Annotated in this window: 24 protein-coding genes; 11 read left to right on the plus strand and 13 right to left on the minus strand. The window is 61.0% G+C overall.

Features of this window, described 5'->3' with window-relative positions:
* Positions 1 to 13: 13 nt before the first annotated feature.
* The gene (locus tag BLV09_RS06800; protein ID WP_146686732.1) at positions 14 to 1,282 is read left to right on the plus strand and encodes a class I SAM-dependent methyltransferase; all 1,269 of its coding nucleotides are present in this window, start codon (positions 14 to 16) and stop codon (positions 1,280 to 1,282) included.
* A gap of 82 nt (positions 1,283 to 1,364) precedes the next feature.
* Positions 1,365 to 2,171, plus strand: a complete 807-nt coding sequence (locus tag BLV09_RS06805; protein ID WP_146686733.1) for an MBL fold metallo-hydrolase — start codon at positions 1,365 to 1,367, stop codon at positions 2,169 to 2,171.
* A gap of 139 nt (positions 2,172 to 2,310) precedes the next feature.
* Here the strand turns inward: BLV09_RS06805 and BLV09_RS06810 are convergent, their stop codons facing one another.
* The 4 genes from BLV09_RS06810 to BLV09_RS06825 form a co-directional block, all read right to left on the minus strand.
* Positions 2,311 to 3,960, minus strand: a complete 1,650-nt coding sequence (locus BLV09_RS06810) for an acyl-CoA synthetase (protein WP_146686734.1) — start codon at positions 3,958 to 3,960, stop codon at positions 2,311 to 2,313.
* A gap of 46 nt (positions 3,961 to 4,006) precedes the next feature.
* Positions 4,007 to 4,770, minus strand: a protein-coding gene (locus BLV09_RS06815) for an IS5 family transposase (protein WP_146686252.1) whose coding sequence is annotated in 2 segments (ribosomal slippage) — positions 4,007 to 4,432 and positions 4,435 to 4,770 — 762 coding nt in all. Because the reading frame shifts where the segments join, the coding sequence is not laid out codon by codon here.
* 69 nt (positions 4,771 to 4,839) lie between these two features.
* Positions 4,840 to 6,720, minus strand: coding sequence for a TRAP transporter large permease (locus BLV09_RS06820; protein WP_146686735.1), 1,881 nt, complete (start codon positions 6,718 to 6,720; stop codon positions 4,840 to 4,842).
* Between the two features lie 43 nt (positions 6,721 to 6,763).
* Positions 6,764 to 7,783 (minus strand): TRAP transporter substrate-binding protein, encoded by a 1,020-nt coding sequence (locus BLV09_RS06825; RefSeq protein WP_100381770.1) that lies wholly within the window; start codon positions 7,781 to 7,783, stop codon positions 6,764 to 6,766.
* A gap of 286 nt (positions 7,784 to 8,069) precedes the next feature.
* Between BLV09_RS06825 and BLV09_RS38450 the strand changes: the two genes are divergently transcribed.
* Positions 8,070 to 8,450 carry an SDR family oxidoreductase gene (locus tag BLV09_RS38450; RefSeq protein ID WP_433994410.1) on the plus strand — a complete coding sequence of 127 codons (381 nt, stop codon included), beginning with the start codon at positions 8,070 to 8,072 and terminating at the stop codon, positions 8,448 to 8,450.
* A gap of 298 nt (positions 8,451 to 8,748) precedes the next feature.
* Here the strand turns inward: BLV09_RS38450 and BLV09_RS06835 are convergent, their stop codons facing one another.
* Positions 8,749 to 9,777: an alpha/beta fold hydrolase gene (locus BLV09_RS06835; protein WP_146686737.1), complete on the minus strand. Its 1,029-nt coding sequence runs from the start codon at positions 9,775 to 9,777 to the stop codon at positions 8,749 to 8,751.
* A 284-nt stretch (positions 9,778 to 10,061) separates the two neighbouring features.
* On the opposite strand from BLV09_RS06835, the gene BLV09_RS06840 reads away from it, so the two are divergent.
* Positions 10,062 to 11,090 carry an esterase gene (locus BLV09_RS06840; protein ID WP_146686738.1) on the plus strand — a complete coding sequence of 343 codons (1,029 nt, stop codon included), beginning with the start codon at positions 10,062 to 10,064 and terminating at the stop codon, positions 11,088 to 11,090.
* A gap of 10 nt (positions 11,091 to 11,100) precedes the next feature.
* Here the strand turns inward: BLV09_RS06840 and BLV09_RS06845 are convergent, their stop codons facing one another.
* The 3 genes from BLV09_RS06845 to BLV09_RS06855 all read right to left on the minus strand — a co-directional run bounded on the left by BLV09_RS06845 (position 11,101) and on the right by BLV09_RS06855 (position 13,036).
* A complete protein-coding gene (locus tag BLV09_RS06845; protein WP_146686739.1) occupies positions 11,101 to 11,355 on the minus strand; it encodes a PepSY domain-containing protein in 255 nt (84 codons plus the stop codon).
* Between the two features lie 213 nt (positions 11,356 to 11,568).
* A complete protein-coding gene (locus BLV09_RS06850) occupies positions 11,569 to 12,375 on the minus strand; it encodes an enoyl-CoA hydratase/isomerase family protein (protein ID WP_146686740.1) in 807 nt (268 codons plus the stop codon).
* A gap of 67 nt (positions 12,376 to 12,442) precedes the next feature.
* Positions 12,443 to 13,036: a type 1 glutamine amidotransferase domain-containing protein gene (locus BLV09_RS06855; protein ID WP_146691009.1), complete on the minus strand. Its 594-nt coding sequence runs from the start codon at positions 13,034 to 13,036 to the stop codon at positions 12,443 to 12,445.
* On the opposite strand from BLV09_RS06855, the gene nthA reads away from it, so the two are divergent.
* From nthA to BLV09_RS06870, 3 genes are read left to right on the plus strand one after another with little or no spacing between them, the layout of a single operon-like run.
* Positions 13,025 to 13,654 (plus strand): nitrile hydratase subunit alpha, encoded by a 630-nt coding sequence (gene nthA, locus BLV09_RS06860; RefSeq protein WP_146686741.1) that lies wholly within the window; start codon positions 13,025 to 13,027, stop codon positions 13,652 to 13,654. The two genes, BLV09_RS06855 and nthA, sit on opposite strands and share 12 nt — an antisense overlap.
* On the plus strand, positions 13,651 to 14,310 hold the full coding sequence (gene nthB / locus BLV09_RS06865) for a nitrile hydratase subunit beta (protein ID WP_146686742.1): 660 nt from the start codon (positions 13,651 to 13,653) through the stop codon (positions 14,308 to 14,310). Before nthA ends, nthB begins: the two co-directional genes overlap by 4 nt.
* Positions 14,307 to 14,693: a nitrile hydratase accessory protein gene (locus BLV09_RS06870; protein ID WP_146686743.1), complete on the plus strand. Its 387-nt coding sequence runs from the start codon at positions 14,307 to 14,309 to the stop codon at positions 14,691 to 14,693. Before nthB ends, BLV09_RS06870 begins: the two co-directional genes overlap by 4 nt.
* On the opposite strand, the gene queC is transcribed toward BLV09_RS06870, so the two are convergent.
* Positions 14,690 to 15,418, minus strand: coding sequence for a 7-cyano-7-deazaguanine synthase QueC (gene queC / locus BLV09_RS06875; protein ID WP_146686744.1), 729 nt, complete (start codon positions 15,416 to 15,418; stop codon positions 14,690 to 14,692). The two genes, BLV09_RS06870 and queC, sit on opposite strands and share 4 nt — an antisense overlap.
* Positions 15,419 to 15,546: 128 nt before the next feature.
* Between queC and mazG the strand changes: the two genes are divergently transcribed.
* The 4 genes from mazG to BLV09_RS06895 all read left to right on the plus strand — a co-directional run bounded on the left by mazG (position 15,547) and on the right by BLV09_RS06895 (position 20,973).
* Positions 15,547 to 16,389 (plus strand): nucleoside triphosphate pyrophosphohydrolase, encoded by an 843-nt coding sequence (mazG, locus tag BLV09_RS06880; RefSeq protein WP_146686745.1) that lies wholly within the window; start codon positions 15,547 to 15,549, stop codon positions 16,387 to 16,389.
* Positions 16,390 to 16,401: 12 nt separating this feature from the next.
* A complete protein-coding gene (locus BLV09_RS06885) occupies positions 16,402 to 17,187 on the plus strand; it encodes a sulfite exporter TauE/SafE family protein (protein WP_146686746.1) in 786 nt (261 codons plus the stop codon).
* A 277-nt stretch (positions 17,188 to 17,464) separates the two neighbouring features.
* Positions 17,465 to 19,801, plus strand: a complete 2,337-nt coding sequence (locus BLV09_RS06890; RefSeq protein WP_146686747.1) for a TonB-dependent siderophore receptor — start codon at positions 17,465 to 17,467, stop codon at positions 19,799 to 19,801.
* Positions 19,802 to 19,833: 32 nt separating this feature from the next.
* On the plus strand, positions 19,834 to 20,973 hold the full coding sequence (locus BLV09_RS06895) for a PepSY-associated TM helix domain-containing protein (protein WP_146686748.1): 1,140 nt from the start codon (positions 19,834 to 19,836) through the stop codon (positions 20,971 to 20,973).
* Between the two features lie 221 nt (positions 20,974 to 21,194).
* On the opposite strand, the gene hflX is transcribed toward BLV09_RS06895, so the two are convergent.
* The 4 genes from hflX to BLV09_RS06915 all read right to left on the minus strand — a co-directional run bounded on the left by hflX (position 21,195) and on the right by BLV09_RS06915 (position 26,820).
* Positions 21,195 to 22,574, minus strand: a complete 1,380-nt coding sequence (gene hflX, locus BLV09_RS06900) for a GTPase HflX (RefSeq protein ID WP_100381758.1) — start codon at positions 22,572 to 22,574, stop codon at positions 21,195 to 21,197.
* 11 nt (positions 22,575 to 22,585) lie between these two features.
* Entirely contained in the window at positions 22,586 to 22,834 is a 249-nt protein-coding gene (gene hfq, locus BLV09_RS06905; protein ID WP_100381757.1) for an RNA chaperone Hfq, read from the minus strand.
* A gap of 258 nt (positions 22,835 to 23,092) precedes the next feature.
* The gene (locus tag BLV09_RS06910) at positions 23,093 to 24,463 is read right to left on the minus strand and encodes a sigma-54-dependent transcriptional regulator (RefSeq protein ID WP_146686749.1); all 1,371 of its coding nucleotides are present in this window, start codon (positions 24,461 to 24,463) and stop codon (positions 23,093 to 23,095) included.
* Positions 24,464 to 24,480: 17 nt separating this feature from the next.
* Complete coding sequence (locus BLV09_RS06915) at positions 24,481 to 26,820, minus strand: sensor histidine kinase NtrY-like (protein ID WP_100381756.1); 2,340 nt, start codon at positions 26,818 to 26,820, stop codon at positions 24,481 to 24,483.
* Positions 26,821 to 26,915: the final 95 nt, after the last annotated feature.

Raw genomic sequence — 26,915 nt, forward strand, 5'->3', positions numbered from 1 at the left:
TTCCGGTCCCGCGATGAAAAACTTGTTCTACAAGCGACATACCTGCCGCCTTTGCCATTCGGACCGGCAGGAGCTGGTTGTACCGATGGCCGGCATGCCGATCGGGACACCGAACTTTCAGGTTCCTGATGCTGGTGTCGACGATCCGGTGTTCCGGACGGCTGTCCCCCTCGAGTTGTATCTCTGCAGGGAATGCGGGCATCTCCAGATTCTCCACGTCGGCAATCCGGAGATCCAGTATCGCCACTATGTCTATACCACCTCGATCTCGCTCGGCCTGCGCGAGCATTTTGCGACCTATGCCAACGACGTTATCGGCCGTTATGCGATCGCGCCGGATTCCCTGATCGTCGAGCTCGGCAGCAACGATGGATCGCTGCTCGGCTTCTTCAGGGAGCGCGGCATGCGGGTGCTCGGGGTCGATCCTGCCGTCGATATCGCCAGGCGCGCGACCGAGGCGGGTATCGAAACCATCGCCGATTTTTTCACCGATGAAGTTGGCGCCGACATTCGGAAAACCCGCGGCGCCGCCAGCGTCGTGATCGCCAACAACATGATTGCGAACGTCGATAATCTGGATTCGCTGGTCATCGGAATCCGCAATGTGCTCGCACCCGATGGCATATTTGTTTTTGAAACGCAGTACGGTGTCGACGTCACCGAGAAGAACCTGCTCGATACGGTCTATCACGAGCATCTGTCGTATTTTAACATCAAGCCGCTGACGCGCTTCTTTGCACGGCTGGGCATGGAGCTGATCGACGTCCAGCACATCTGGACCAAGGGCGGTTCGATCCGCGTCACAGTGCAACTCGCGGGCGGCCCCCGCCAGCGGTCCCCGGAAGTCGCTCGCTTCGTCGCGGAAGAAGATCGTCTCGGCGTGGAGCAGCCGTCTTACTATGCGGCCTATGTGCGCAGGATCGCTGCGATCCGTGATGAACTCGTTGCTCTCGCCGACGCTTGCCACGCAAGGGGGCAATCGGTGGCCGGCTACGGCGTTTCGGTCGGCACGACGACGCTGCTGCCGCAGTTTGGCCTCGAAGGCAAAATCGATTTCCTCGTCGATGACGACCCGCGAAAGGGGACTGTCATGGCCGGGCCGGGCTATGACATCCCGATCCTGCCGCCCACTGCGCTTTATGAGCGCAAACCGGCGATTGTTGTCGTGTTTGCGTGGCGCTATGTCGATCCGATCAGGTCGAAACATCCGCGTTACTTTGCCGACGGCGGAAAGTTCGTCGTCCCGCTTCCGACGATTGCTTTTATCGACCGAGCGGATTGATGGCGATGACTGTCAACAAGCATGGGCTGCCTCTCACGCTGCTGACGGTCGGACAAATTGTGCCTGCCGGTGAAGCGACGTCATGACGCTGACCCTGACCATTCTCGGCTGCGGGTCTTCTGCCGGCGTTCCGCGTCCCGCGCTCGGCTGGGGCGCTTGCGATCCCAACAACCCGAAAAACCGCCGCCGCCGCTGCTCGCTGATGGCCGAGCAGACATCGGACGGCGAAACAACGCGGGTCGTCATCGATACCTCACCCGATCTGCGCGAACAGTTGATCGACGCCAATGTCGACCATATCGACGCCGTGTTCCTGACGCATGAGCATGCCGACCAGACCCATGGCATCGACGATCTGCGTCCGGTCGTCATGCATCAGCGCAAGCGCATTCCGGTCTATCTGAACCAGGCCACCGCGGATCATATCCTGCTGCGCTTTTCATATTGCTTCGTATCGCCACCCGGCAGCGACTATCCGCCGATTCTCGACCATCGCTCGATAGAAGCCGGCGACAGCCGCATTATTGCAGGGAAGGGCGGTGCGCTGACGCTTCAGGCGTTCATCCTGCAACACGGCCAAATTCCGGCGCTGGGCTACCGGATCGGCGATGCCGCCTACACGCCCGACGTCAACAATATCCCCGCCGAGAGTTGGCCTTATCTGGAAAATCTCGAGCTCTGGATCATCGATGGCCTGCGCTACACCGGTCATCCCAGCCACTTCAGTATCAACGACGCGCTGTCCTGGATCGACCGGTTCAAGCCGCGCCGGGCTGTGATCACCAACATGCATTCCGACCTGGATTACGAAGTGCTGCGCCAGAGCCTGCCGCCGAACGTCATCCCGGCCTATGACGGCATGCGGCTGACGCTGGAACAAGCGGGTTGACGCGCCGTCGTTGCAAGCCAATGGGTCGCGTGCGACTGCGCGCTCCAAGACAGGCGTCGCGAAGCAACCCGGCGAGCCGCACCTGAGGCTCTGGATCGCGTCGTCGCTGTGCTCCTCGCAATGACCGCGACTGCGCAGCTCAGGCCGAGATCGCCTTCGCGGAATGCACTTGATCACGCAGCAAGAATTTCTGAATCTTGCCGGTCGATGTCTTCGGAATCGGCCCGAACATCACGGCCTTTGGCGTCTTGAAGCCTGGCATGTGACTGCGGCAGAACGCGATGATCTCGGCCTCGGTCGCCTGCGCGCTGTCCTTCAGTTCGACGAAGGCGCAGGGCACTTCGCCCCATTTCGAATCCGGTTTTGCAACGACAGCCGCGAACAGCACCGCGGGGTGCTTGTAGAGCACATCTTCGACCTCGACCGAGGAGATGTTTTCCCCGCCGGAGATGATGATGTCCTTGGAGCGATCCTTGATGATGACGTAGCCGTGCTCGTCGAGCACGCCGAGATCGCCGGTATGAAACCAGCCGCCGGCAAAGGCTTCCTGCGTGGCTTTCTCGTTTTTGAGATAGCCCTTCATCACGATGTTGCCGCGGAACATCACTTCGCCGATGGTCTCGCCGTCGCGCGGCACCTCTTGCATGGTTTCGGGATCGAGCACCGTCACGTCTTCCTGCAGCGGGTAGGGCACGCCTTGCCGTCGCTTGAGCTGCGCGCGCTGCTCGGCCGGCAATTCATCCCAACCGGGCTGTTCGGCGCACACTGACGCCGGGCCGTAGACTTCGGTCAGGCCGTAGACATGCGTGAGCTTGATTCCGATGCGTTCGGCGCCTTCGAGCACGGCAACGGGCGGTGCCGCGCCCGCGATCAGCCCGATGACGGGACGGGCGCTCGCACCCTTCGGCGCATCGGGCGCGTTGATCAGCGTGTTGAAGACAATCGGCGCTCCACACATGTGGGTGACGCCGTGCTGAGGGATCAGCTCGAAAATCCTGGCGGGATCGACCTTGCGCAGGCACACGTTGATGCCGGCCGTTGCCGCGATGGTCCATGGAAAACACCAGCCGTTGCAGTGGAACATCGGCAAGGTCCAGAGATAAACCGGATGCTGGCCGAGATTGCCCGCAAGGATGTTGCTGACGGCGTTGAGGTAGGCACCGCGGTGATGGGTTACCACGCCCTTGGGATTGCCCGTGGTGCCTGAGGTGTAACTGAGCGCGATTGCGTCCCACTCGTCTTGCGGCAGCAGCGCCGTGAAGCCGGGATCGCCTTGGGCGAGCGCTTGCTCGTATTCGAGTTCGCCGATGCGTTTTCCTCCGACAAAGGCCTTGTCGTCGACGTCGATCACCACAGGCCTGGGGCCTTTCATCAGCGTCAGGGCCTCTGCAATGACGCCGGCAAATTCCGGATCGACCAGGATGAGCTTCGCGCCGCCATGATCGAGCTGGAAAGCGATGGAGGCGGCGTCGAGCCGGATGTTGAGCGCGTTGAGCACAGCGCCAGCCATGGGCACGGCAAAATGCACCTCGTTCATGGCGGGGATGTTCGGCAGCATCGCCGCGACCGTGTCGCCACGACCGATATTTTGGCTAGAGAGGAACGAAGCGAACCGACGGCAGCGCGCATAGGTCTCCGACCAGGTGAAGACCCGGCCTTCGTAAACGGCGCTGACGTGGTTGGGATAGATCGCCGCGGTGCGCGCCAGGAAGCTTAGCGGCGTCAGCGGCACGAAATTGGCTGGCGTCTTGTCCAGTCCGGTACTGTACTGGCTCCGGTTGCCACTCATCGGCCACCCTCCATTTCGAAACGGCTGCCCTAGGTGGTGTGGACATTTACCGCAGCCATAGGGCAATGGCGGCGAGAGTAACGACGGCCCGATAATTTCGTGCCGTTTTCTCGAAGCGTGTTGCGACGCGGCGGAACTGTTTGAGTTTTGAGAAGCAGCATTCCACGAGATGGCGCTGGGCATAGAGATGCTTGTCGAGCGGATATTTGAGCGCACGTGACGGGTTGTTGGGGATGACAGCGAGCGCCCCCTTGGCGGCGATGGCTTGGCGCAAGTGATCGGCATCATAGGCCGCATCGGCCATGACGACCTCGGCGGGTAATCCCTCGATCAATGCGGCGGCTTGCGGTGCATCGCCCTTCTGACCCGCGGTAAGCGTGAACCGCACGGGACATCCCAAGCCGCGAACGGCCATATGTATCTTGGTGCTCAGGCCACCGCGCGAGCGGCCGAGCGCCTGATCTTCAGACCCCCTTTTTTCGCCCCGGCCGCGTGCTGATGCGCCCGAACGATGGTGGAGTCGATGACCAGATATTCGAAGTCCGGATCATCGGACATCGCCTCGAAGATCCGCCACCAAACACCCTTGATGCTCCATCGACTGAAGCGCCGGAATACGCTGTTCCAATCCCCGAACGTCTCCGGAAGATCACGCCAGGGAGAGCCCGTACGCACGATCCACAGCACGCCCTCCACGAACATCCGGTTGTCGCGTCCAGTCGACCCTTTCTGGTCGGGCCGACCTATGATCAGCGGCGCCATCCGCTCCCACGCCGCGTCGCTCAAAACCAAACGGTCCATCACACCCAAGGCTGCCTCCCAAAAAGCAGCCTTGAATCTGATTTGCTCCTAAAAGGGAATCCTTAGAGTCCACACCACCTAGAGGAACCCGATCGATATCCACGGAAAAATCGCCACCACGATCAGTCCTATCAGCAGCGCGAGCATATAGCCCCAGATCGGCTTGATGCCATCGGCCGGATCGACGCGGCCGATGGCGCAGGCCGCATAATAGCCGACGCCGAACGGCGGCGCGAACAGGCCGATGCCCATCGCCAGGATGATGATCATCGCATAGTGGACCTCGTGAACGCCGACCGCGCGCGCGATCGGAAACAACAGCGGGCCGAACAGCACGATCGCCGGAATGCCTTCCAGCACGCTGCCCAGGATCGTGAATGCGACGATCGATACCGCGATGAACGAGGCCGAGCCGCCGGGCAGGCCGGTCATGGCGGCGGCGAGCGAGCGTGAGAACCCGGACTGGGTCAATCCCCAGGCCATGCCGGTGGCGGAACCGATGATCAGGAGGATCGCGCCGGACAGGCAGGCGGTATCGATCAGCATCGGTCCCAGCCGCCGCCAGTCGAAGCGGCGGTAGATCAGAAGACCGATGACGAAGCCGTAGACGATCCCGATGGTGGAAACCTCGGTCGCGGTGGCAATGCCTTCGACGACGGCGGCGCGGATCACGAATGGCAGCGCCAGTGCGGGCAGGGCGATGACGAAGGTTTTGGCGATCTCGCCCCTGCTGGCGCGTTTGACGTGGCTGAGGTCCTCGCGACGATAGCGCCACCACACCAGCGCGGACAGCGTGAGCGCCAGCACCACGCCCGGCAGCAAGCCGCCGGTAAACAGCGCCGAGATCGAAACGCCGGTCACCGAACCGATGGTGATCAGCACGAGACTTGGCGGAATGGTTTCGGTCTGCGCGCCGGTTGCCGCCAGCAGCGCCACGAGATCACCCGGCTTCGCGCCGCGCTGTTTCATTTCCGGAAACAGCACCGGCGCCACCGCGGCCATATCGGCGGCTTTGGAGCCCGATATGCCCGACACCAGATACATCGCACCTAACAGCACGTAATGCAGGCCGCCGCGCACATGGCCAAGCAGGCTTGCCAGGAAAGCCACCATGGCGCGCGCCATGCCGGTCATCTCGATCAGCAAGCCCAGAAACACGAACAGCGGCACTGCCAGCAGGATCAGGTGGCTCATGCCCTCATCCATGCGGCCGACCAGCACCATCAGCGGCGTATGCGTCGTCAGCGCCAGATATCCGAAGATCGCCAGCCCAAAGCCGAAGGCAATGGGCACGCCGGCAAAGACGCAAAAGCCGGCCACGCCGACAAAGAAGATGATCAGATTGATATTGCCAAGCGGTCGCAACCACGGCTGTGCCAGCCAGAAAATCCCGATCACCGCCGCGACCGACAGCATCGCGCCCAGCGTGATCCGCAGATCGCCGGCGCGCGCGAGCCGCAGCAACGCGAACAGCGCCATCAGGCAAAAGCCGACCGGAAGCGCCGCGGCGCGCCAGATATTGGGAATTTGCAGGGCAGGCGTGGTGATGAAGCTTTCCTCGTAGGCGTAGTCGTAGGCCGGCCATACGATCAGCAACAGAAACGCCAGCGCCGCGCAGGTCGCGACGACGTCGAGATAAGCCCGCATCGCCGGCTTCGCGCTGGCCACGACCGCGGTCATGCGCATGTGCTCGGCGCGGTGAAACGCCACCACGGCCCCCAGCATCGCCAGCCAGAGAAACAGGATCGACGCGAGTTCGTCCGACCAGATCAGCGGCTGGCGCAGAACGTAGCGTGAGACGACACCGGCAAACAGGATCACGATTTCGGCGACGACCAGAAGCGCCGCCGGAATTTCAACCAGCCTGCCAAGGAACGCCTCAAGCGAGGCGGCGATCGAACGGCGGCGAGGGGACGTCACCTCGCCAACCGTCACTTGCGTGAATTCGATCTGAACCATGCCGGTCCCTCAGCCAGTTTCTTGGCGATTTCTTGGCGATCCGTTACGACAGCTTGCCTACGGACTTCTCCAACAGCTCCCACGCCTGGTCGCCATATTTGCCCTTCCATTCGGCATAGAACCCGGCCGTACGAAGTTTCTCGCGGAATGGCGCGACGTCGGGTTGATTGAAGGCGAGTCCCTTGCCTGCAAGTTCTTCCTTCACGGTCGCGTTGAGCTTTTCGGTATCGGCACGCTCTTTGACGGCCGCCGCGTTGACGTTTCTGGCGACGATGGTCTTGATGTCATCGGGCAGGGATTGCCAGGCGCGGCGATTGGCGAGGAACCAGAAGCCATCCCACATGTGGTTGGTCATGGAGCAATATTTCTGCACCTCGTACAGCTTCGCCGCGGATATCAGCGCCAGCGGATTTTCCTGGCCCTCGACGATCTTGGTCTGGAGCGCCGAATAGACCTCGCTGAAATTGATCGAGGCCGGCGAGGCGTCAAACGCCTTGAACATCGAGGTCCACAGCGGTGAAACCGGCACGCGGATCTTGAAGCCCTTGTAGTCGTCGGGACCGGTGATCGGCTTGGTCGACGACGTGGTCTGGCGGAAGCCGTTGTCCCAGATCTTGTCCATGACCTCGAGACCCGACTTTCTGATTTCGCCCCGCACATAGGCGCCGAGATCGCCGTCCATGGCTTTCCAGACGGTCGGGTAATCCGGGAACGCAAAGCCGATGCCGTTGATCGAGGCCGCCGGCACCAGCGTCGCCAGGATCAGGCCGGACAGCGTGAAAAACTCGACGCCGCCGGAACGGACCTGGCTCAGCGTGTCGGTGTCGGAACCGAGCTGGCTATTGGGAAAAACCTGCAGATCAAAGCGGCCATTAGTCTCGGTCTTGATCGCCGCCGCCATTTCCCGGGCACGCGCCACGAACGGATGCGACTCCGGAAGGTTGTTGGCGAATTTGTAGCTCCATTCCGCCTGCTGCGCGCGCGCAACATAGGGCGCGCCGACACCGCTGATGACAGCCGATGCTGCGGTTGCCTTGAGCAGCGTGCGTCGTGAAAAGCTCATCTGATTTTCTCCCTGAGTGTTCTTATGAGTTGCATCATATGGGCCCGGAGCCGCCGGGTCACCAACCGTCTTTGGATGGCTTATTGCCCGTTTTCGGTCGAAATACCAAGCCTTCCGCCGTCAGCTTTTATGCCGAGAGAATTCATGCAAGGCTATCCGCGCAAACGTCGAGCCCCGCGGCAAAGACCGGCGCGTTAACAATCAGGGGCAGGGCATCACGAACGATCGCGGCGTTGCAATCGTTACCGGCTGCGCCTCCGGCATTGGGCTTGCGATTGCAAAGGCCCTGCTCGGCGATGGCTGGAAGCTCATCATCGCCGATCTGGCGCAAGGTCCGCTGGATGCCGCGCGCGCTGAGCTGGAACCGCTGCGCGCCAATGCCACGAAATGCGTCGTCATGGATGTTGCCAGCGAAGCCAGCGCGGTCACCGGACTTGATGGCTGCGAGCATGGGTTCGGCCCGATCCGAGGCCAGGCGCTCCAGAATGATCAGATGCGTTCAGAATGGATCAGCGAGGTCCCGCAGCGGCGTTATGCGTCACCGGATGAGATCGCTGGCGCGGCGCTATTCCTGCTGGACGACACGAAGGCGAGCTTCGTCACCGGGCATATCCTCAACGTGGATGGCGGCTTTGCCGCGGCCGGATATCTGCCTGTCAGGCCGTAGTGGCCAAGGGCTTGCGGATCCTCGAGCTATGGCGAAACAGCAGGATTTGGCTACAAGTCTATGTAATCTCTATGGATATAAATATTCCATATTTGGCTACAAGTCTATGTAATCTCTATGGATATAAATATTCCATAATATACCTTATGCGAATTCGATATTCCGGGGGTTTCGTCATCCTTGGCGCCAGTGGTCTTGGTGTGGATCGACCTTCCCCGCCGGTCGCACGGACGCACCAGAAGAGATGGGCCGCAATATCGTGCGGCCCATCTTCGAAGTGGCTCCAGCGACGCAAACCTCAGGGCTTCGCGATGCCCGCGATCAGCGCCTTGTCAAATCCTTCGGGATCAGACATCTGCGGCGCGTGGCCGAGTTCGGGAAACTCGACCAGCTTGGCGCCTGGAATGGCCTTGGCAGCCGCCTTCCCCAATTCGGGATAGTTGCCGAGCTTCGGCCGTAGCTCCGGCGGCGCCAGATCCTTGGCGATCGCCGTGGTGTCTTTTTGCCCGATCAGAAGCAAGGTTGGCACCGAGATATCGCCGAACCGGTACAGCACCGGCTGGGTCATGATCATGTCGTAGATTAACGCCGAGTCCCAGGCGACCGCTTCCTTGCCCGGGCCGTTATTAAGACCGGCGAGCATGTCGACCCAACGCTCATAGCGGTCCTGCCACTGCCCGGCGTAATAGGTCGATTTCTCGTAAGCGCGGATGCCGTTGGCGTTGGTTTTCAACTCGCGCTCATACCACCGGTCGATCGAGATTGGAGGCACGCCCTTGGCGGACCAATCCTCGAGCCCGACGGGATTGACCAGAACCAGATGGCTGACTTCCTTGGGGTAAAGCAGCGCGTAGTGCGCCGCCAGCATGCCGCCTGTCGAATGGCCGACCACGACTGGCTTCTCGACGCCAAGCTTGGCGAGCAGCGCATGGGTGTTGCCGGCAAGCTCCCTGAACGTGAACTGATAAGCGGCGGGCTTGGTCGACTTGCAAAAGCCGATCTGATCCGGCGCGACCACGCGGTAACCGGCCGCAACGAGATCCTTGATGGTCGGCTCCCAGGTCGCCGAACAGAAGTTCTTCCCGTGCAGCAAAACCACTGTCTGCCCGTTCGGATGGTCCGGCTTGACGTCGAGATAGGCCATCTGCAGCGACTGCCGCTGAGAGGTGAAGATGAAGCGCTGAACCGGGAACGGATAATCGAATCCTTCCAGCTCCGGCCCGTAGGCCGGCCCCTGCTCGGTTTGCTGCTGGGCCGAGGCAGACCCCATGAGCACAGCGGCCGAGAGCGCCACGCCAGTGAAAATAGTCCAGATCCTGAATTTCATGATTTTCCCGCACAGGGCTGAGAGATTTGAGTTTTCCTAGCGCTGACTACCTGCGTGCGGGCTGCACCGATAGTCAAAATCCCTTGATACATGCCGATCGGCCCGGAGCGCATGCAGAGGAAAATCATGCGCCACGCGCCAGCTCAGCGCCGTCATCGGCTTTTACGGGTTGGGCTGAATCGACCGCCGCATCAGCGTGATGTAAGACTGCCGGCAGAAGCTGATCGATTAGATTTCGGCTCACAACGAAGGCGTAATGCCTCGACCTTGGGAAGGAATGCGCCATGCGCACCGTGCTGCTCGCCGCGAGTCTTTGCTCAATCGCCGTCTCCGCACTCGCACAAACCGCCCGCCCCGATCCCGGCCCACTGACCATCGCCCGCCAAGGCAGTTTCTTCATCGGCGGCCGTGATGTGAAATCCGACACGCTTTCGACCCTGCCCGCCTATGCCGCATCCGGCACCATCACCGTCGATCAGATGTATGTGCGCTACCAGGTTCCGGTCGGCGAGTTGGGCGTGCCCATTACGCTGATCCATGGCTGCTGCCTGACCGGCAAGACCTGGGAGACGACCCCGGACGGCCGCATGGGATGGGACGAGTATTTTGTCCGTCACGGCCATCCAACCTATGTGATCGATCAGGTCTGGCGCGGCCGCTCGGCCGGCGACCCATCGGCGATCAACGCGGTCCGCAGCGGCAAGGAACCCGTGGATAAATTGCCGACTGTGTTCTCGGCGGGCCACGAGAGCGCCTGGGCCATCTTCCGGTTCGGCAAGGAGTATCCGCAGACCATGCCCGGGATGCGTTATCCGATCTCGGCTCAGGTGGAGTTCTGGAAGCAGATGGTGCCGGACAGCCTCGCCAACCTTCCGACGCCTAATCCAACCGTCCCGGCTCTGTCCGAACTGGCGCAGAAAATCGACGGCACCGTGCTGATGAGCCATTCGCAGTCCGGCATTTATCCGTTCCAGACCGCAGCCCTCAGCCGTAAAGGGATCGCCGGCGTGGTTTCCATCGAGCCGGGCGCCTGCCCCGCACCGACCGAGGACATGAAACCCTATGCCGGCTTGCCGATCCTGGTGCTGTTCGGCGACTACGTCGATGAATTTCCACGTTGGGCGCCGCGTCTTGCGAATTGCCGTGCGTTTATCGCGGCCGCCAACGCGGCCGGTGGCAAGGCGGAGTTACTCGTGCTGCCCGAGATCGGCATCAAGGGCAACACACACATGTTGATGCAGGACAACAACAGCCTCGATATCGCGGATATCCTGCTCGACTGGATCGGCAAACACGCGATCGCAGCGCCTTGAGCCGGCGCGACTAGCGGTCGACGTTGAGGACTTCGCCTGTGGTGGAGTCGACGTCGACCTCCATATACCGGCCCGATACATCCCGTCCCTCGATCTGCCATTCATCACCGGCAAATTGCGTATGGGATACGGTTGCGAGCCCCATATCGGTTGCTACGTCCATTGCCATCTGCAGGGAGATGAGTCCGCCTGAGTCATAGGCCATGGCGGATGTCGCGCCGCCGAGCATTGCGACCGCGATGATTGGCATGATGTATTTTCGCATGAGTTTCTCCTGCTCGAAGTCTGTTTGTCGGTGCGCTGCGGAACAGCGCACTGACGGTAAAACCGTTCGAGAGGTCATGCGTTCCGGTTACTGATAGGTTGAAGCTGCGCGAATGTTCGGCGGTTGCGGCTGTCTGGCGACTTCATCCTGGCGACCGGACGGCAGATTTTTGTAGAGATTGTGAGCCACGCCGGGCCGGTGTCGAGGACCGCTTTACCGTCCCTTGAACCGCGGTTTGCGGCGGCCGAGGAACGCTTCGACGCCTTCCTTGTGATCCTCGGTGAGGCTCGCCAGCGCGAACTGGTCGACGTCCATGTGGCTGGCGAGATCGTCGAGCGCGTGCGCCAGCCGGTTGACGGTGAGCTTGGTCATGGCGACCGATAGCGGCGGCTGCGCGGCGACTTTGGCGGCCAGCGCCATCGCGGCGTCGAACGCCTTGCCGGAATCGACCACCTCCTCCACCAGGCCCCACTCGTAGGCCTCGGCCGCGCTGATGCGCTGGTCGGCCAGAATGACCGCCTGCTTGGTTCGGGCCGGTCCGATCAGATGCAATAGGCGCGGAATGCTCTGCCAGCTCATGTTCATGCCGAGCCCGATTTCCGGCACCCGCATATGGGCGGCTCGGCTCATGATGCGAAAGTCCAGCGCCACCGCCAAGGCCACGCCGCCGCCGATGCAAAATCCTTCGATGGCGCCGATGGTGACCTGCTCCATCTCCTGCCACGCGCGGCTCAATCGCGGCCCGAGTTTCAGATGCCGGCGCAACGATCCAATGTCCATGGTCCTGCGCGACCGGCCCTCGGCGTCCTTGAGGTCAAAGCCGGCGCTGAACGCCTTGGCGCCGCCAGTGAGCACCACGACCGAGGTGTCGCCGTCATCCTCGAAGCTGCGCGCCGCATCGGTCAGTTGTCGCAGTGCCTCCGGCGACAGCGCGTTGATGCCGTCGCCGCGATCGAACCGCACCACGGCGACGCGGCCCTCCGGCCCAAGGCCCTTTTCGATCGTTACAAACTTCGCCAACTCGGCCTCCCCCGTGCGCTATTGTTTCGAGACAATAGCGCACGAATGGGCGGCGGAAGAAAGGGCGCTAGGCCGCGCTACGGCGCGTGTGCTTGCCCTCGCTGACCTCCTCGATGATCTTGGCGCTGAAGGCGTCAAGGTCGCCTGGATTGCGCGACGTGATCACGCCATCGTCGACCACGACCTCGGAATCCTCCCACTTCGCGCCGGCATTCATCACGTCGGTCTTTATCGACTTGTAGGACGTCATTTTGCGGCCCTTGGCGATGCCGGTTTCAATCAGAATCCAGGGTGCGTGGCAGACGGCGGCGATGATCTTTTTCTGGTTGAAGATGTCCTTGATAAAGGCGAGCGCCTTCGGCTCGACGCGCAGCAGGTCCGGATTGATCTGGCCTCCCGGCAGGACTACCGCATCGTAGTCGTCGGCCGAAACCTGACCCAATACCTTGTCGACCTTGACCGGCCGACCCCAGTCCTTTTTGTCCCATCCCTTGATTTCACCGGCCTGCAGCGAGATGACGTCGACCGTGGCGCCGGCGGCCTTCAGTTTATCGCGGGGAACTTCGAGTTCCGTCTGTTCGAAGCCGTTTGTGGCGAGAATCGAGGCCAGATCTCGACATCGGCCGAATATTGCGCCTATCTTTGCGGCATGACCGATCATGAGCATCATCACCACGATCACGACCATTCCGAATTGTCCGAGACCGAACTGCGCGTGCGCGCGCTTGAGACGGTCCTGACTGAAAAAGGCTATGTCGAGCCGGCCGCGCTCGATGCCATCATCCAGGCCTACGAAACCAAAATCGGCCCGCGCAATGGCGCGCAAGTTGTCGCCAAAGCCTGGTCCGACCCTGCTTTCAAGCGGTCCCTGCTGGAGGATGCCAGCAAGGCCGTGAGCACGCTCGGCCACGTCAGCCGGGTCGGCGATCACCTGGTCGCGGTCGAGAACACGCCACTGCGCCACAACATGGTCGTGTGCACGCTGTGCTCCTGCTACCCCTGGGAAATGCTGGGACTGCCTCCGATCTGGTACAAGGCCGCGCCCTACCGTTCCCGCGCCGTCAAGGACCCGCGCGGCGTGCTCGCCGACTTTGGCGTAAGCCTGCCCAAGGAAACCGAAATCCGCGTGTGGGACTCGACCGCCGAGACGCGCTTCCTGGTGCTGCCGATGCGCCCCGAGGGCACCGACGGCTGGAGCGAGCAGCAGCTCGCCGAACTCGTGACGCGCGACTCGATGATCGGCACCGGTTTCCCGAAGGCGCCGGGTGCACCATCATGAATGGCGTGCACGACATGGGCGGCATGGACGGCTTCGGCAAGGTCGAGCCGGAACCGAACGAGCCGATGTTTCACACCGAATGGGAAGGTCGCGTATTGGCGATGGTGCGCGCGATGGGAGCTGCCGGTGCATTCAACATCGATACCTCACGCTTCTATCGGGAGACGTTGCCGCCCAATGTCTATCTCAACAGTTCGTACTATAAAAAATGGTTTCTCGGTCTCGAGGACATGTTGGTCGACAAGGGCTACATCGCAGCCGAGGAAGTTGCGGCCGGCCATGCGCTAGCACCGGCAAAGCCGCTCAAGCACGGCAAGTTCACGGTTGATGACGTCGAGCGCGTCATGGTGCGCGGCAAATTCGGGCGCGACGCGCAGGCACCTGCGAAATTCAAGCCGGGCGATCGCGTGCGCGCAAAGAACATTCATCCGGCGACGCACACGCGGCTGCCGCGTTACGTGCGCGGCCATGTCGGCGTGGTCGAACTTAACCTCGGCTGCAGCGTCTTTCCGGACTCGGCGGCGATGGAAGCCGGTGAGAACCCGCAATGGCTTTACACCGTCGTGTTCGATGGGGCCGAACTATGGGGGCCGGACGCCGATCCGACGATCAGGGTATCCGTAGACGCATTCGAGCCGTATCTGGAGCCCGCATGATGGACACGGCTGCGGCGCGGGCGACCAGAGCCCTCCCCGACATTCCCCGCGACAATGACGGGCCGGTGTTTCGCGAACCCTGGGAAGCCCAGGCATTTGCGATGGCGCTTGCGCTGCATCAGCGCGGGCTTTTCACCTGGAGCGAATGGGCCGCTACGCTTGCCGGCGAAATCAAACGTGCGCAGGCCGCCGGTGACCCCGATACCGGCGAAACATACTACCGGCATTGGCTCGCGGCCTTGGAACGGCTGATCGCCGACAAAGGCGTCACGACCTCCGAAACCCTGCACCGCTACCGCGATGCCTGGGACCACGCCGCCGACCGCACACCGCATGGTATGCCGATCCAATTAAGGCCTGAGGATTTTGAAGCGGTGACCTAAGGGGTGGTCGCCGCATATTCCCGCCAACCCTTGGCCCGCAACGCGCAGGCGGGGCATTCGCCGCAGCCATAGCCCCAATCGTGGCGCGCGCCGCGTTCGCCGAGATAACAGGTGTGGGAGTGTTCGCGGATCAGGTCGACCAACCCTGCCCCGCCGAGTTCGTGCGCGAGCTTCCACGTGCCGGCCTTGTCGAGCCACATCAACGGTGTGTGCAACTGAAATTGTTTGTCCATTCCGAGACTGAGGGCGGCCTGCAACGCCTTGATGGTTTCATCGCGGCAATCCGGATAGCCGGAATAATCGGTTTCGCACATGCCGCCGATGATATGTGTGATGCCGCGCCGATAGGCGAGCGCTCCCGCGAAGGTCAGAAACACCAGATTGCGGCCGGGAACAAACGTGTTGGGCAAGCCATCCTTGCCCATCTCGATCGCGACGTCGCGCGTCAGCGCGGTATCGGAAATTTCGGCTAGTGTCGGAATCTCCAGCGTGTGGCTGTCGCCGAGTTTGGCCGCCCAATCCGCGCGTAATGACTTCATGCCATCAAGGAGATCGCCGCGGCACTCAAGCTCGATGGCGTGACGCTGTCCGTAATTGAAGCCGAGTGTTTCGACCCGCGCGAAACGCTGCAGAGCCCAGGCAAGACAGGTGGCGGAATCCTGCCCGCCGGAGAACAGCACCAGCGCGGTCTCGGTCGGGAATTGGTCGTTCGATTGTGTGCTCATGGAATTGCCCTTAGCACTCCTCGATGCCGAGGCCAATCGGTGGAAAGTGCAGCCTGTCCGGCTCGTTTCACTGGGATGGGCGCGCGTCTTGCGGCATACAGGTCGGATCAACTATGGGCGGGTGCATCATGCTTCCTTCGCGCGACATCAAAGGCTTGCTCGACATTATGGCTGCGCTGCGAACCCCCGGCAGCGGCTGCCCCTGGGACCTCGAACAGAACTTTGCGACCATTGCGCCCTACACCATCGAGGAGGCCTATGAAGTCGCGGACGCCATTGCACGCAACGACCTGCCTGATCTCTGCGACGAACTCGGCGACCTCCTGCTGCAGGTGGTGTTTCACGCGCGCATGGCGGAGGAACAGGGCGCGTTCTCATTCGCCGACGTGGTCGAGGCCATCACGCGGAAGATGATCCGAAGGCATCCCCATGTTTTCGCCGACAAGAATGGGCAGTTGTCCCCATCGGATGTGAAGGGAGCGTGGGACCGCATCAAGGCCGAGGAGAAGGCCGAACGCGCAGCCAAGCGGCCGGAGGGGGAAACGACAGCGAAGTCCCTGTTGTCAGGCATCAAGGCGGGACAACCGGCGCTGACGCGCGCGATGGAATTGCAGCGCAAGGCATCAAGCGTTGGCTTCGACTGGAACGATCCGCGCGCGGTGCTGCACAAGATTCGCGAGGAAGCCGACGAGATCGAAACCGCACTCGATCGCAATGACGCCGACGAACTCGCCGGCGAAACCGGGGATCTCCTGTTCGCGCTGGTTAACCTGGCCCGGCATGTCGGCGCCGATCCCGATCAGGCGCTGCGCAGTACCAACACCAAATTTGAACGCCGCTTCGGCTACATCGAACGCACGCTGGCGGCGCAAGGGCGTTCGTTGGAGAGTGCTTCGCTGGAGGAAATGGACTCGCTGTGGAATGAGGCCAAGAACGAAGAACGACCCTCTTCGCCGCCACGCGCGCGCTGAAGGCGATCGCCGATGAGCCCAGCGGATATCTGGGGCGGACTTCTGACCGGAGGTGTCGGCGGCCTCGTGTCCGGCTTCCTCGGCGTAACCAGCGGCGGAATTCTGGTCCCGTTGCTTGTGCTTATTCTCGGCAAGGACCAGCACGTCGCACAAGGCATCTCGCTGGTCGCGCAGGTCGTTCCCACCAGCCTGTCCGGCGTTCGCAACTATAGCCAGAGCGGCCATCGCATCTCCATGCGCTGGCTGATCTGGCTTGCGATCGGGTTTTGCGTCGGCGGCATCGTCGGCGCCCTGCTCGCGACCCATGTCTCGGACCATGCGCTGCAATGGAGTTTCGTCACCTATCTGCTGATCCTGATCACCATCGTCACGTTGCGATCGCCACGTACGAAAGGCGAAAACACCGCCGATGACCATAAGGATGTCCCCCCGCACTGGGCATCGCTCTGCGCGATCGGCGCCGTCGCAGGCTGGTCGTCGGGATTTCTCGGCATCGGCGGTGGACTTGCGATCACCGCGTTGATGACAGCCCTGATGAAGATCTCGCAGCATCGCTCGCAAGCCATGAGCCTTGCGGTCACCGCACTGCCGGTGACCCTGCCAGCCGCCTTGTTTTACGTGCAGCAGGGCACGGAACTACCATGGCTCACGATCATTTGCCTGATCATCGGCCTTTGGATCGGAACGGGAATCGGAGCGAGCTTCGCCAACCGCATCAGCGCGGACAAATTACGAATCATGCTGATCGTCATGATCGCTGCCATGGCGATCTTCATGGCGTTCAAGGCGTGGCGATAGCGTCAAACGGACGCGCCGCACACGCTGCAATGCTCGGCCGTCGAAGAGCTGACGTGTCAATCTCCGCAAAACAATTGAGGTTTTAGATGTTCGGACCAAAGCTCAGAACATAAGAGAATGGATCAATTACGAATTAGATTCCCTCTTAGATAAATTCAATTTCCTTCGCCGCAATCGACGTGAAATAGGCGTTCCTCACTTGGCTAGATCAGAACATGACGGCGTTTTCTAAGCGCTGCTTTCATTGTTCTAATTCTAAAGTGTGGGGACACGGTATATGACGACGCATTCCGATCCAACGAGGCTTGCTGCTTCATCAACGCTTGCTCTTGCATCGGCCGTCTCGATCGTCGCTTTCGCTTTTTTGGGAAATGGAGCCATCGCTCAACAGAGTTCCGGCGGTAGCGCATCAGGCAGCGAGTTGCCGCCGGTTGTGGTTCGCGTTCCGAATTCGCCGACGGCGACGGCCCCTTCCCAACCCTCACGACGTTCGGCCAGTTCGGGCGCGTCCAGACCTGGCCAGCGCGCTGCCCGAACAGCCGCAGCGCCAGCGAGACCATCAGCGCCTGGTCGACAAAATGTTCAGGCGGGACAAGACCCACGTGGCCCGATTAACGGTTACGTTGCCACCCGTTCCCTCACCGGCACCAAGACCAATACGCCGTTGATGGAAATACCGCAGTCGATCTCGGTCATCGGACGCGAAGAAATTCGCGATCAGAATCCGGGCAATTTTGCCGAAGCCCTGCGCTATGCCCCCGGTGTCAGCGCCCAGACTTTTGGGGCCGACACCCGTAACGACTGGTTCAAGATTCGCGGGTTCGACGCTCAGGACGTCGGATTATTTCTCGACGGCCTCCAGCTCTCCAGCTTCGCGTTTGCGACCTGGAAATTTCCGCCGTTCGGCATTGAACGTATCGACATTCTTCGCGGACCTTCGGCCGTGCTCTATGGCGGCAGCGGCCCCGGCGGCCTCGTCAATATCATCAGCAAAACCCCGCCCCTTACGCCGCTTAATTACGTCGAGACCGGGGTCAACTCCTTCGGTAACGCCTATCTGTCATTCGACTTCGGTGGACCGGTCGCGACCTCGACCGGTCCAAGCAACGAGTTGTTTTATCGTTTGCTTGGCACCGTCAAAGGCGGCGACACCCAGACTGCGTTCACGCCTGACAACAACTACTTCGTTGCGCCGTCAGTGACTTACAAACCCGACATCGACACCACGCTGACGATTCTCGCTTCGGCTTCGCGAAACGATACGCGGGTGCAGAATTTCCTTCCCTATGTGGGAACGGTGGTCAACGCTCCCTTTGGCCGCATCCCGACCGGCCTGTTTGCCAGCGATCCCAGCGTCGACAGCTTCAGGCGCGAACAGGAAATGATCGGCTATCAGTTCGAGAAGAATCTGACCGACGATCTGACGTTCCGGCAGAACGCGCGCTTCGCGCATGACGACGTCCAGTTTCAGACCCTGCTCGGCAATGGCTATGCCGGCAATCCGGCAAGCGCCTTGTTATCGCGCTTCAACGACTTCGCCCATGACAGCGCCAATCAGGCCGATCTTGATAGCTCGCTGGAGTATCGCTTCGCGACAGGCTTGGTCCAGCACAAGGCGCTGGTTGGCGTCGACCTCAAGAGCTATGAGATCAGCGATTTGCAGGCGTTCGATTTCGCGACGCCGGCCCTCAACCTGCTCAATCCCGTCTATGGTGTTCCGCAGGGATTCCCGTCGACCGTTTTTGCCGACCAGACCATTACGCAGAAGCAGGCCGGGCTCTATGCGCAGGATCAGCTTAAGCTCGGCCGTCTCACGCTCGTTCTCAGTGGACGAAATGACTGGGTCAACACCTATGACAACAACCGGTTGTTACCCAGCGAAAGCCGCGACGACAGCAAGTTCAGCGGCCGGGCTGGCCTCATCTACAACACCGATCTCGGGATAGCTCCGTACATCTCCTATGCGACGAGCTACAATCCGATCATCGGGACCAACGCAACCACCGGACAGCTGTTCTTGCCGGAAACCGGCGTGCAGACCGAGGCCGGCGTCAAGATCGAGCCAGCCGGTTTCGACGGGTATTTCGGCGCATCCGTGTTTGATCTCAAGCGGCAGAACGTACTCACGACCGATCCGAACAATGCGTTGCAGTCGATTCAGACTGGAGAGGTTACCTCGCGTGGCATTGAGCTGGAGGCCGTCGCCAATGTCATGCCCGGGCTGAAAGTGACTGGCGCATTCACCAACTTCAACATTTTCGTCAGCAAGGATCTCAATCCCGCTTTGATTGGAACCGTACCCACCAACACGCCCAGTGAGATCGCGTCGCTGTGGGGCGATTATACGTTTCAGACCGGACAACTGGCCGGCTTCGGTTTCGGCGCCGGAGTCCGCTACAACGGGATATCCTATGCCGATACGGCCAACTCGCTCGTGGTTCCTGCCTATGTCCTGGGTGACCTGGCTGTCCATTACGAGGTCAACAACTGGCGTTTCGCGCTCAACGTCACCAACATTACCGACAAGATCTATGTCGGCAGTTGTCAGACAGCGACCGCCTGCTTCTACGGTGATCGCCGGCGCGCCGTCGCGAGTGTTTCCTATAAATGGTAGGATAGAAGCAAGGCGCACGGAGCGAAACACGCGTGAAAGCGAGATCGGTTCGAGTCTGGGCAATCGTACACCGATGGACGAGCCTCGTTTCGACGGTCTTCCTGCTGCTGCTCTGCCTGACCGGCTTGCCGCTTATCTTCCACCACGAGATCGACGAGCTGTTGGGCTACGCGCCCAAACCGCAAACCATCGCCGCTGGAAAAGAAAAGGCCACGATCGATCGAATTGCGGGGGCAGCACTGGCCAGCGATCCCGGCAAGGTGCTGCAATATATCGCCTGGGATAAGGACGAACCGGGCATCGTCATCGCCTACACCAACCACACGGTGGACGGAAAACCTGACGACGCCGCCGTCCGGGCTTTCGACGCTTACTCGGCGGAGCCGCTCGGTCCCGTCGGCACGGGCCCGATGCTCGCGGTTTTGAAGCTCCACACCGACCTCTTCCTCGGCCAGCCCGGCAAGCTGTTTCTCGGAAGCATGGGCTTGTTGTTCCTGATCGCGATCGTCTCCGGCGTCGTGCTTTATTGGCCCTTCACCCGGCGGCTGGATTTTGGCGCTCTCAGGCAAGGCAAGTCGAAACGCATCCTGTGGCTGGACTGGCATAATCTGCTCGGTGTGATCACCGTCGCATGGGCCTTCGTCGTGGGCGGTACGGGCGTGATCAACACCTGGGCCGAACCAATGCTCGATCAGTGGCGCGTAGGCGAACTCGCAAGCATGGTCGCAGCTTACACCGGCAGACCACAGCCGTCGCACCTGGTGTCGCTCGACAGGATCGTCGCCAACGCCAAAAAGGTTGATTTCGGCTTGGACGTCGCTTTCATCGCATTTCCGGGAACGCCATTCACGAGTCCCCGTCACTTTGCGGCATTCATGCGCGGCGACAAGCCTCTGACATCAAGACTCCTCAGACCTGTTTTGCTTGACGGTGACACCGCTGAGGTCGCCAGCACGCGCGACCTGCCCTTCTATCTAAAGGCGCTCTTCCTGTCGCAACCGCTTCATTTTGGTGATTATGGTGGAATGCCGCTCAAGATCGTTTGGGCCCTGCTCGACGGCTTCACCATCGTCGTCATCGGCAGCGGGCTTTACCTCTATCTGGTCAGGCGAAGCAAGACCGGACACCGCCGGGACTATTTGAGCACAAGCGCCTATGGCGTGAACACCTGAATGCGGCCCGTCGGCGCAGCAAACTGGCGAACCGTATACGGCGCACCGATTCTGACCGGCCTGATTTCATTGTCTGGCCTGGTCTCGGCGCTGTTGTTCAATGAAGTCGGCCGCTATTTTTCCTGGATCGCGGTCGGATCGCCAATCATCATTGTTTTATACATCGTCGCTGCAAAACTCTGCCGGCCCACGTCATGACCCGTCGCGGCAGGCGTGCGAATTCAAATCGCGTGCGGTATCGCGTCGAAGCGGTTGACCACAATATCGCGCTTGGTCTCATCGACGCGCACGGTCATGTCGAACCGCCCGTCGTGCAGCTCCTTGTTGAGCACTTCCGAATTGCGATGCAGCCAGCTGATGCCGGCGCCGTCGGAGGCATCGATCGACAGGTCCAGCGTCATGCGCGTTGCCGCCAGCCGGTCTTCGATCGCGGCCAGCAGCGTGTCGATCCCCTCCCCGGTTACGGCTGAGACGAGAAAGCACGGGCGCTCCGGCGGACGGCGCGCGGCGATGTTTCGCAGATTCTCGCGCTCATCCGGATCGAACCGATCGATCTTGTTCCAGACTTCGAGGATGCGCTGTCCGGCATCCGGATCGATGCCAAGCTGGCGCAGCACCGCGTCGACGTCGCGCTCCTGTGCGTCGGCATCTTCATGCGAGATGTCGCGGACATGGAGAATGACATCGGCCTCGAGTACTTCTTCCAATGTCGCGCGAAATGCCGCCACCAGTTGCGTCGGCAGATTGGAGATGAAGCCCACGGTGTCGGACAGCATAGCCTTGCCGCCATGTGGCAGGCTGAGCGCGCGCAAGGTCGGATCGAGCGTTGCGAACAGCATGTCGGCGGCCTGCACGTCGGCACGCGTCAGGCGATTGAACAGCGTTGATTTTCCGGCATTGGTATAGCCGACCAGGGCCACGACGCGATAAGGCACCCGCTGGCGGCCGGCGCGATGCAGCCGTCGTGTCGCCTGGACCTTCTTGATCTCGTTCTCAAGCCGCGTGATGCGCTCGCCGATCAGGCGGCGGTCGGCCTCGATCTGGGTTTCGCCGGGGCCGCCCATGAAGCCGAAGCCACCGCGCTGGCGCTCCAGATGGGTCCATGATCGCACCAGGCGGCTGCGCTGATAGTTCAAATGCGCCAGTTCGACCTGAAGTGAGCCTTCGCGCGTCTTGGCGCGACGGCCGAAGATTTCCAGGATCAGGCCGGTGCGGTCGAGCACCTTGGTGCTCCAGGCCTTCTCGAGATTACGCTGCTGGATCGGCGACAAGGCGCAGTCCATCACCACCAGCTCGATGTCGTGTCCGCTGATGAGCCCGACGATCTCCTCGACCTTGCCTTTGCCGAGATAGGTCGCCGGCCGGATCTGGCTGACCGACGCGATCAAGGCATCTGCGATCACGAGGTCGATGGCCCGCGCCAAGCCAACGGCTTCTTCAAGCCGCGCCTCCGAATCCCGCAAGACATGGGAATCCGATTGCGCCTCGGGATCGCCGCGGCGCAATCGTAGATAAGGGCCGATGACGATCACCCGCCCGGTCGCTTTGCCCCCTGCCGACCGCGGACGGTCGGCATCCCCGTCAAGATTTCGGGGTTCCAATCAAATCACTCTCAAGCCGGAGTATCCTCGCCACCCTCGAACAGTTGGATTGGAGCGCCCGGCATGATGGTCGAGATCGCGTGCTTGTAGACAAGCTGCGAGTGACCGTCGCGCCGCAGCAGCAGGCAGAAATTGTCGAACCAGGTGACAATTCCCTGCAGCTTCACCCCATTGACCAGAAAGATCGTCAGTGGCGTTTTTGTTTTACGAACGTGATTCAGGAAGGTGTCTTGTAGATTTTGTGCGCGGTCTGCCGCCATTGTTTTTGTCCCGCCGTCTTGTTGCTTCTTTTTATTGAACCGGACGCAGTTCTCTTTAAGGACTGTCCCCCGGTTGCCGGCTTCCCCTGAGATCCCCCTCCGGGGGGCGCGGCGGTACGATTAGAGGGCAGGCGCGCTTTTTAGGCAAGCGAGTTCGCACGCCAGCCTCTCCGTAGAAATGCGGAAATTCAGGGAAAACTCCCAAAACAGCTCAAGTTTCTCAAGTAAGTGCATGAAAAGCCTGGGCCGGGGCGGTTTTCAGCCGACGCCCAGCGCCTTGAGTTTGCGGTGTAGCGCCGAACGTTCCATGCCGACAAATTCTGCCGTACGAGAGATATTGCCGGAAAAGCGGCTGATCTGGGCGATCAGATAGTCACGCTCGAACACTTCCCGTGCCTCGCGCAGCGGTAGACCCATGATGTGTTCACCATTATTGCTGGTCGGCATTGCCGGCACCATGGAGCCGACATCCTGCGGCAACATGTCCGCCGTGATGATGACTTCCGGACCACCACCGGCCAGGATCATGACGCGCTCGACATTGTTGCGGAGCTGCCGGACGTTTCCGGGCCAGACATGGGACTGCAGGACGGCCATGGCGTCCTGGCCGATCTGCCGTTTCGGCAGGCCCGTCGCGGCCGAAATCTGATCCATGAAATAATCGATCAATTCCGGAATATCCTCGCGGCGTTCCGACAGCGGAGGCACCCGGATCGGCACCACGGAGAGCCGGTGATAGAGATCTTCGCGGAATCGCCCTTCCGCGATCTCTTCTTCCAGATTGCGCGCGGTTGAGGAAATGATGCGGACGTCGACATTGACCTTGGCTGTGCCCCCCGAACGCTGGAATGTCTGATCGACCAGCACCCGCAGGATCTTGTTCTGGGTCTCGCGCGGCATGTCGCCGATTTCATCGATAAAGAGCGTCCCGCCATGGGCTTCCTCGAGCGCACCGGCCTTGCGTGAATGCTCGCCATTGGTCTGTTCGATGCCGAACAGCTCGACCTCCATGCGCTCAGGCGTAATCGCGGCGGCGTTGATCACGACAAACGGCCCGTCGGCGCGGGCCGACGCGTTATGCAGCGTGCGCGCCGCCAGTTCCTTACCCGAGCCCGACGGGCCGACAATCAGGATGCGGCTATTGGCCTTGGCGGCGCGATCGATGGTCTGCCGCAACTGGTTCATGCAGGCCGAACGCCCGGTCAGGATGCTGGACGCCGGAGCCAGTTGCTTGAGTTCCTTCACTTCGCGCTTCAGGCGCGAAGTCTCCAGCGCCCGCGTGGCCACCAGAATGAGCCGGTCGGACTTGAACGGCTTTTCAATGAAGTCGTAAGCGCCGCGCTTGATCGCAGCGACCGCGGTTTCGATATTGCCGTGCCCGGAAATCATCACAACCGGAACCTCGGCATGGTCCCGCTTCACCTGCTCCAACAGCTGCAAGCCGTCGAGCTTGCTGCCCTGCAGCCAGATGTCGAGAAACACCAGATGCGGACGCCGATTGGCAATTTCCGCCAACGCCGAATCGCTGTCTCGCGCGGTCCGGGTTGTAAACCCCTCGTCCTCGAGAATGCCGGCGACCAGATCCCGAATATCTGCTTCGTCGTCGACAATCAGAATGTCATTTGCCATGGATCACGCCTGTCATCTCAATTGCCTGTCGCGGCTTCGATTTTTGTTTCGTTATTGGTCGCATCAACCGGTTCAATGGTTCCGGATTCCGGCTCTTTTGTTTTGGAAGCCGGCTCTTTGGTGTCGGCGGTATGTTCTTTTGTCTTGGCGGCATGGCCTGAGATCGCGAACCGCAACCGCATCCAGGCTCCGCGCTGGCCAGGCCGGAAGTCTGCCGCGTCCTTGAGCTCGATTCGACCGCCATGGTCCTCCAGAACGCGGCCGACAATGGCGAGACCAAGGCCGGTGCCTTTTTCACGCGTGGTGACGTAGGGTTCGAGCAAACGCGCTCGGGCAACCTTCGGCAGGCCAATACCGTTGTCGATGACGTCGATCACCACGTCATCGTTCTCGCGTGCGGCGATGACATCAATACGACCCTTCCCCAGTTCCTCCGCCGGGACGGCTTCGATCGCCTCGGTCGCGTTCTTGATGATGTTGGTCAACGCCTGCGAAATCAACCTCCGGTCGAACTGCGCCCGGATCGGATCTTGCTTGATATCCGCTTCAATATCGATGTCGGGATGTCCGACCCGCATCAGGAACACCGCCTGCCGCACGGTGTCAGCAACGTCCTCGCCTTCCATGACCGGTTTCGGCATCCGCGCGAAGCGCGAAAATTCATCAACCATCCGCCTGATATCATCGACCTGCCGCACAATGGTGTCGGTACATTGTTCGAATATGGATTTGTCTTCGACGATGACTTTGCCGAACTTGCGGCGGATGCGTTCGGCCGAAAGCTGGATCGGCGTCAGCGGGTTTTTGATCTCATGGGCGATGCGGCGGGCGACATCGCCCCATGCCGAGGTCCGCTGTGCGGAGACCAGTTCGGTAATATCGTCGAGCGTGATGATGTAGCTGTCGCGCGACTGGCTGGTCTGCTCGGCGCTGACGCGGACCGACAGGTTACGTTCCTGACCGTCGCGATTGATCGTAATCTGCCCCTGAACCAGCCGCTGGGTGCCCTCGCGCGCGGTTTTCATCATGTCGTCGAGTTCGGGCAGCACATCGGACAGTGGATGATCCAGCGTCTCTGACTCGGCGTGGCCGATCAGTTTTTCGGCGGAGCGGTTGAGAATGCCGACGCTGCCGGAGGCATCGACGCCGATGATCCCGGCGCTGGCCGACGACAATACCGCTTCGATGAAACGGCGGCGGCTGTCGATCAGATCGCTTGCGTTGACCAGTTCATCGCGCTGGGTACGCAACTCCTGGGTCATCTTGTTGAAGGTCTCACCGAGTTGCGCGAGATCGCCCTCCGAGTGATGCACCGGCACCTGTACATGCAGATCGCCGGTCGAGACGACGTTGGCGGCGCTCATCAGCCGCCGGATCGGGACCACCAGCCCATTGGCGAAATTCAGCCCGATCAGGACGGAGGCCATCAGGATGGTCAGTGCGATCACAGCGAACATCAGCGCGAAATTCACCTGAAGGCCGAGCCGGCGCGATTCAATCTGGGCATATTCGGCGGCGCTGGCCTCGGTCTGCCTGAGTTGCGCGACGACGTGGGGATCGAGCAGACGCGCCACATAGAGGAAGGTATCGTCGAAGGCACGCAGCCGGATAACGGCTGCGACATAGTTTTCGGGGAACACCGAAATCTCAGGTTCGGTTTCCTTGACATTGCTCAGGAATTCCGGCGGCGGCGGCGCGAATTGCAGTTGAATGCCGGTTTCCGCCTTCTCCAGAATATTGCGATTCTTGTCGATCAGCATCGCGCCCGGCAGATTGCGCGCCACAGCGCTCGCCGTCAGAAGCTCGCGAAATGTTCCGCGATCCTGGTCGTATAATGGCCGGGCACGGGCAATATCGTTGGCCATTCCTAGAATGTCGCCGCCAATGAGCTGCGCATGTTCGTTGGTATAGGCGCGGGCGATGCTCAGCGAGTTCTGAATCACCTCGTGCATGGGACCTGAAAACAGCCGGTCGAGGCCGCGATCGATGGTCACATTGGCGACGATCGCCACCAGCACGGCAGGCAGCACCGCAATGACCGAGAACAGGCTGACGATCTGGACATGCAGTCTTGCAGCCGCCCGTCCCCGCCGGCGGGCCTGCATGACCTGCCAGACCTCGCGGACGATGATGCCAACCAGCAGAAGGATGGTGGCCGCGTTGATGAGGATAAACGAATAGACCACCGCAGGTGTCGGCTCGATCGGCGTCAAGCCGGTGAGCACCAGGAAGGTCAGGCAGGCCGACAGCAGGGCCAGAACGACCGCGAACGCCGCCAGCAACCTCCAAAGGGACCACCCTCGAGGCTCGGCAAGCGACGGATCGAATGATGGGGCCGCTGAATCTGCGCTGGTCATTCCGGCTAAGGTGAGCTGATGGCCTTCCGCTCGCCGGCTTAATGCCGGCGGCAAACTGATGCATCCATATCACAATGTTGCCGAATTGCGACAAT

The organism is Bradyrhizobium canariense (assembly GCF_900105125.1).
GTDB lineage: Bacteria > Pseudomonadota > Alphaproteobacteria > Rhizobiales > Xanthobacteraceae > Bradyrhizobium > Bradyrhizobium canariense_A.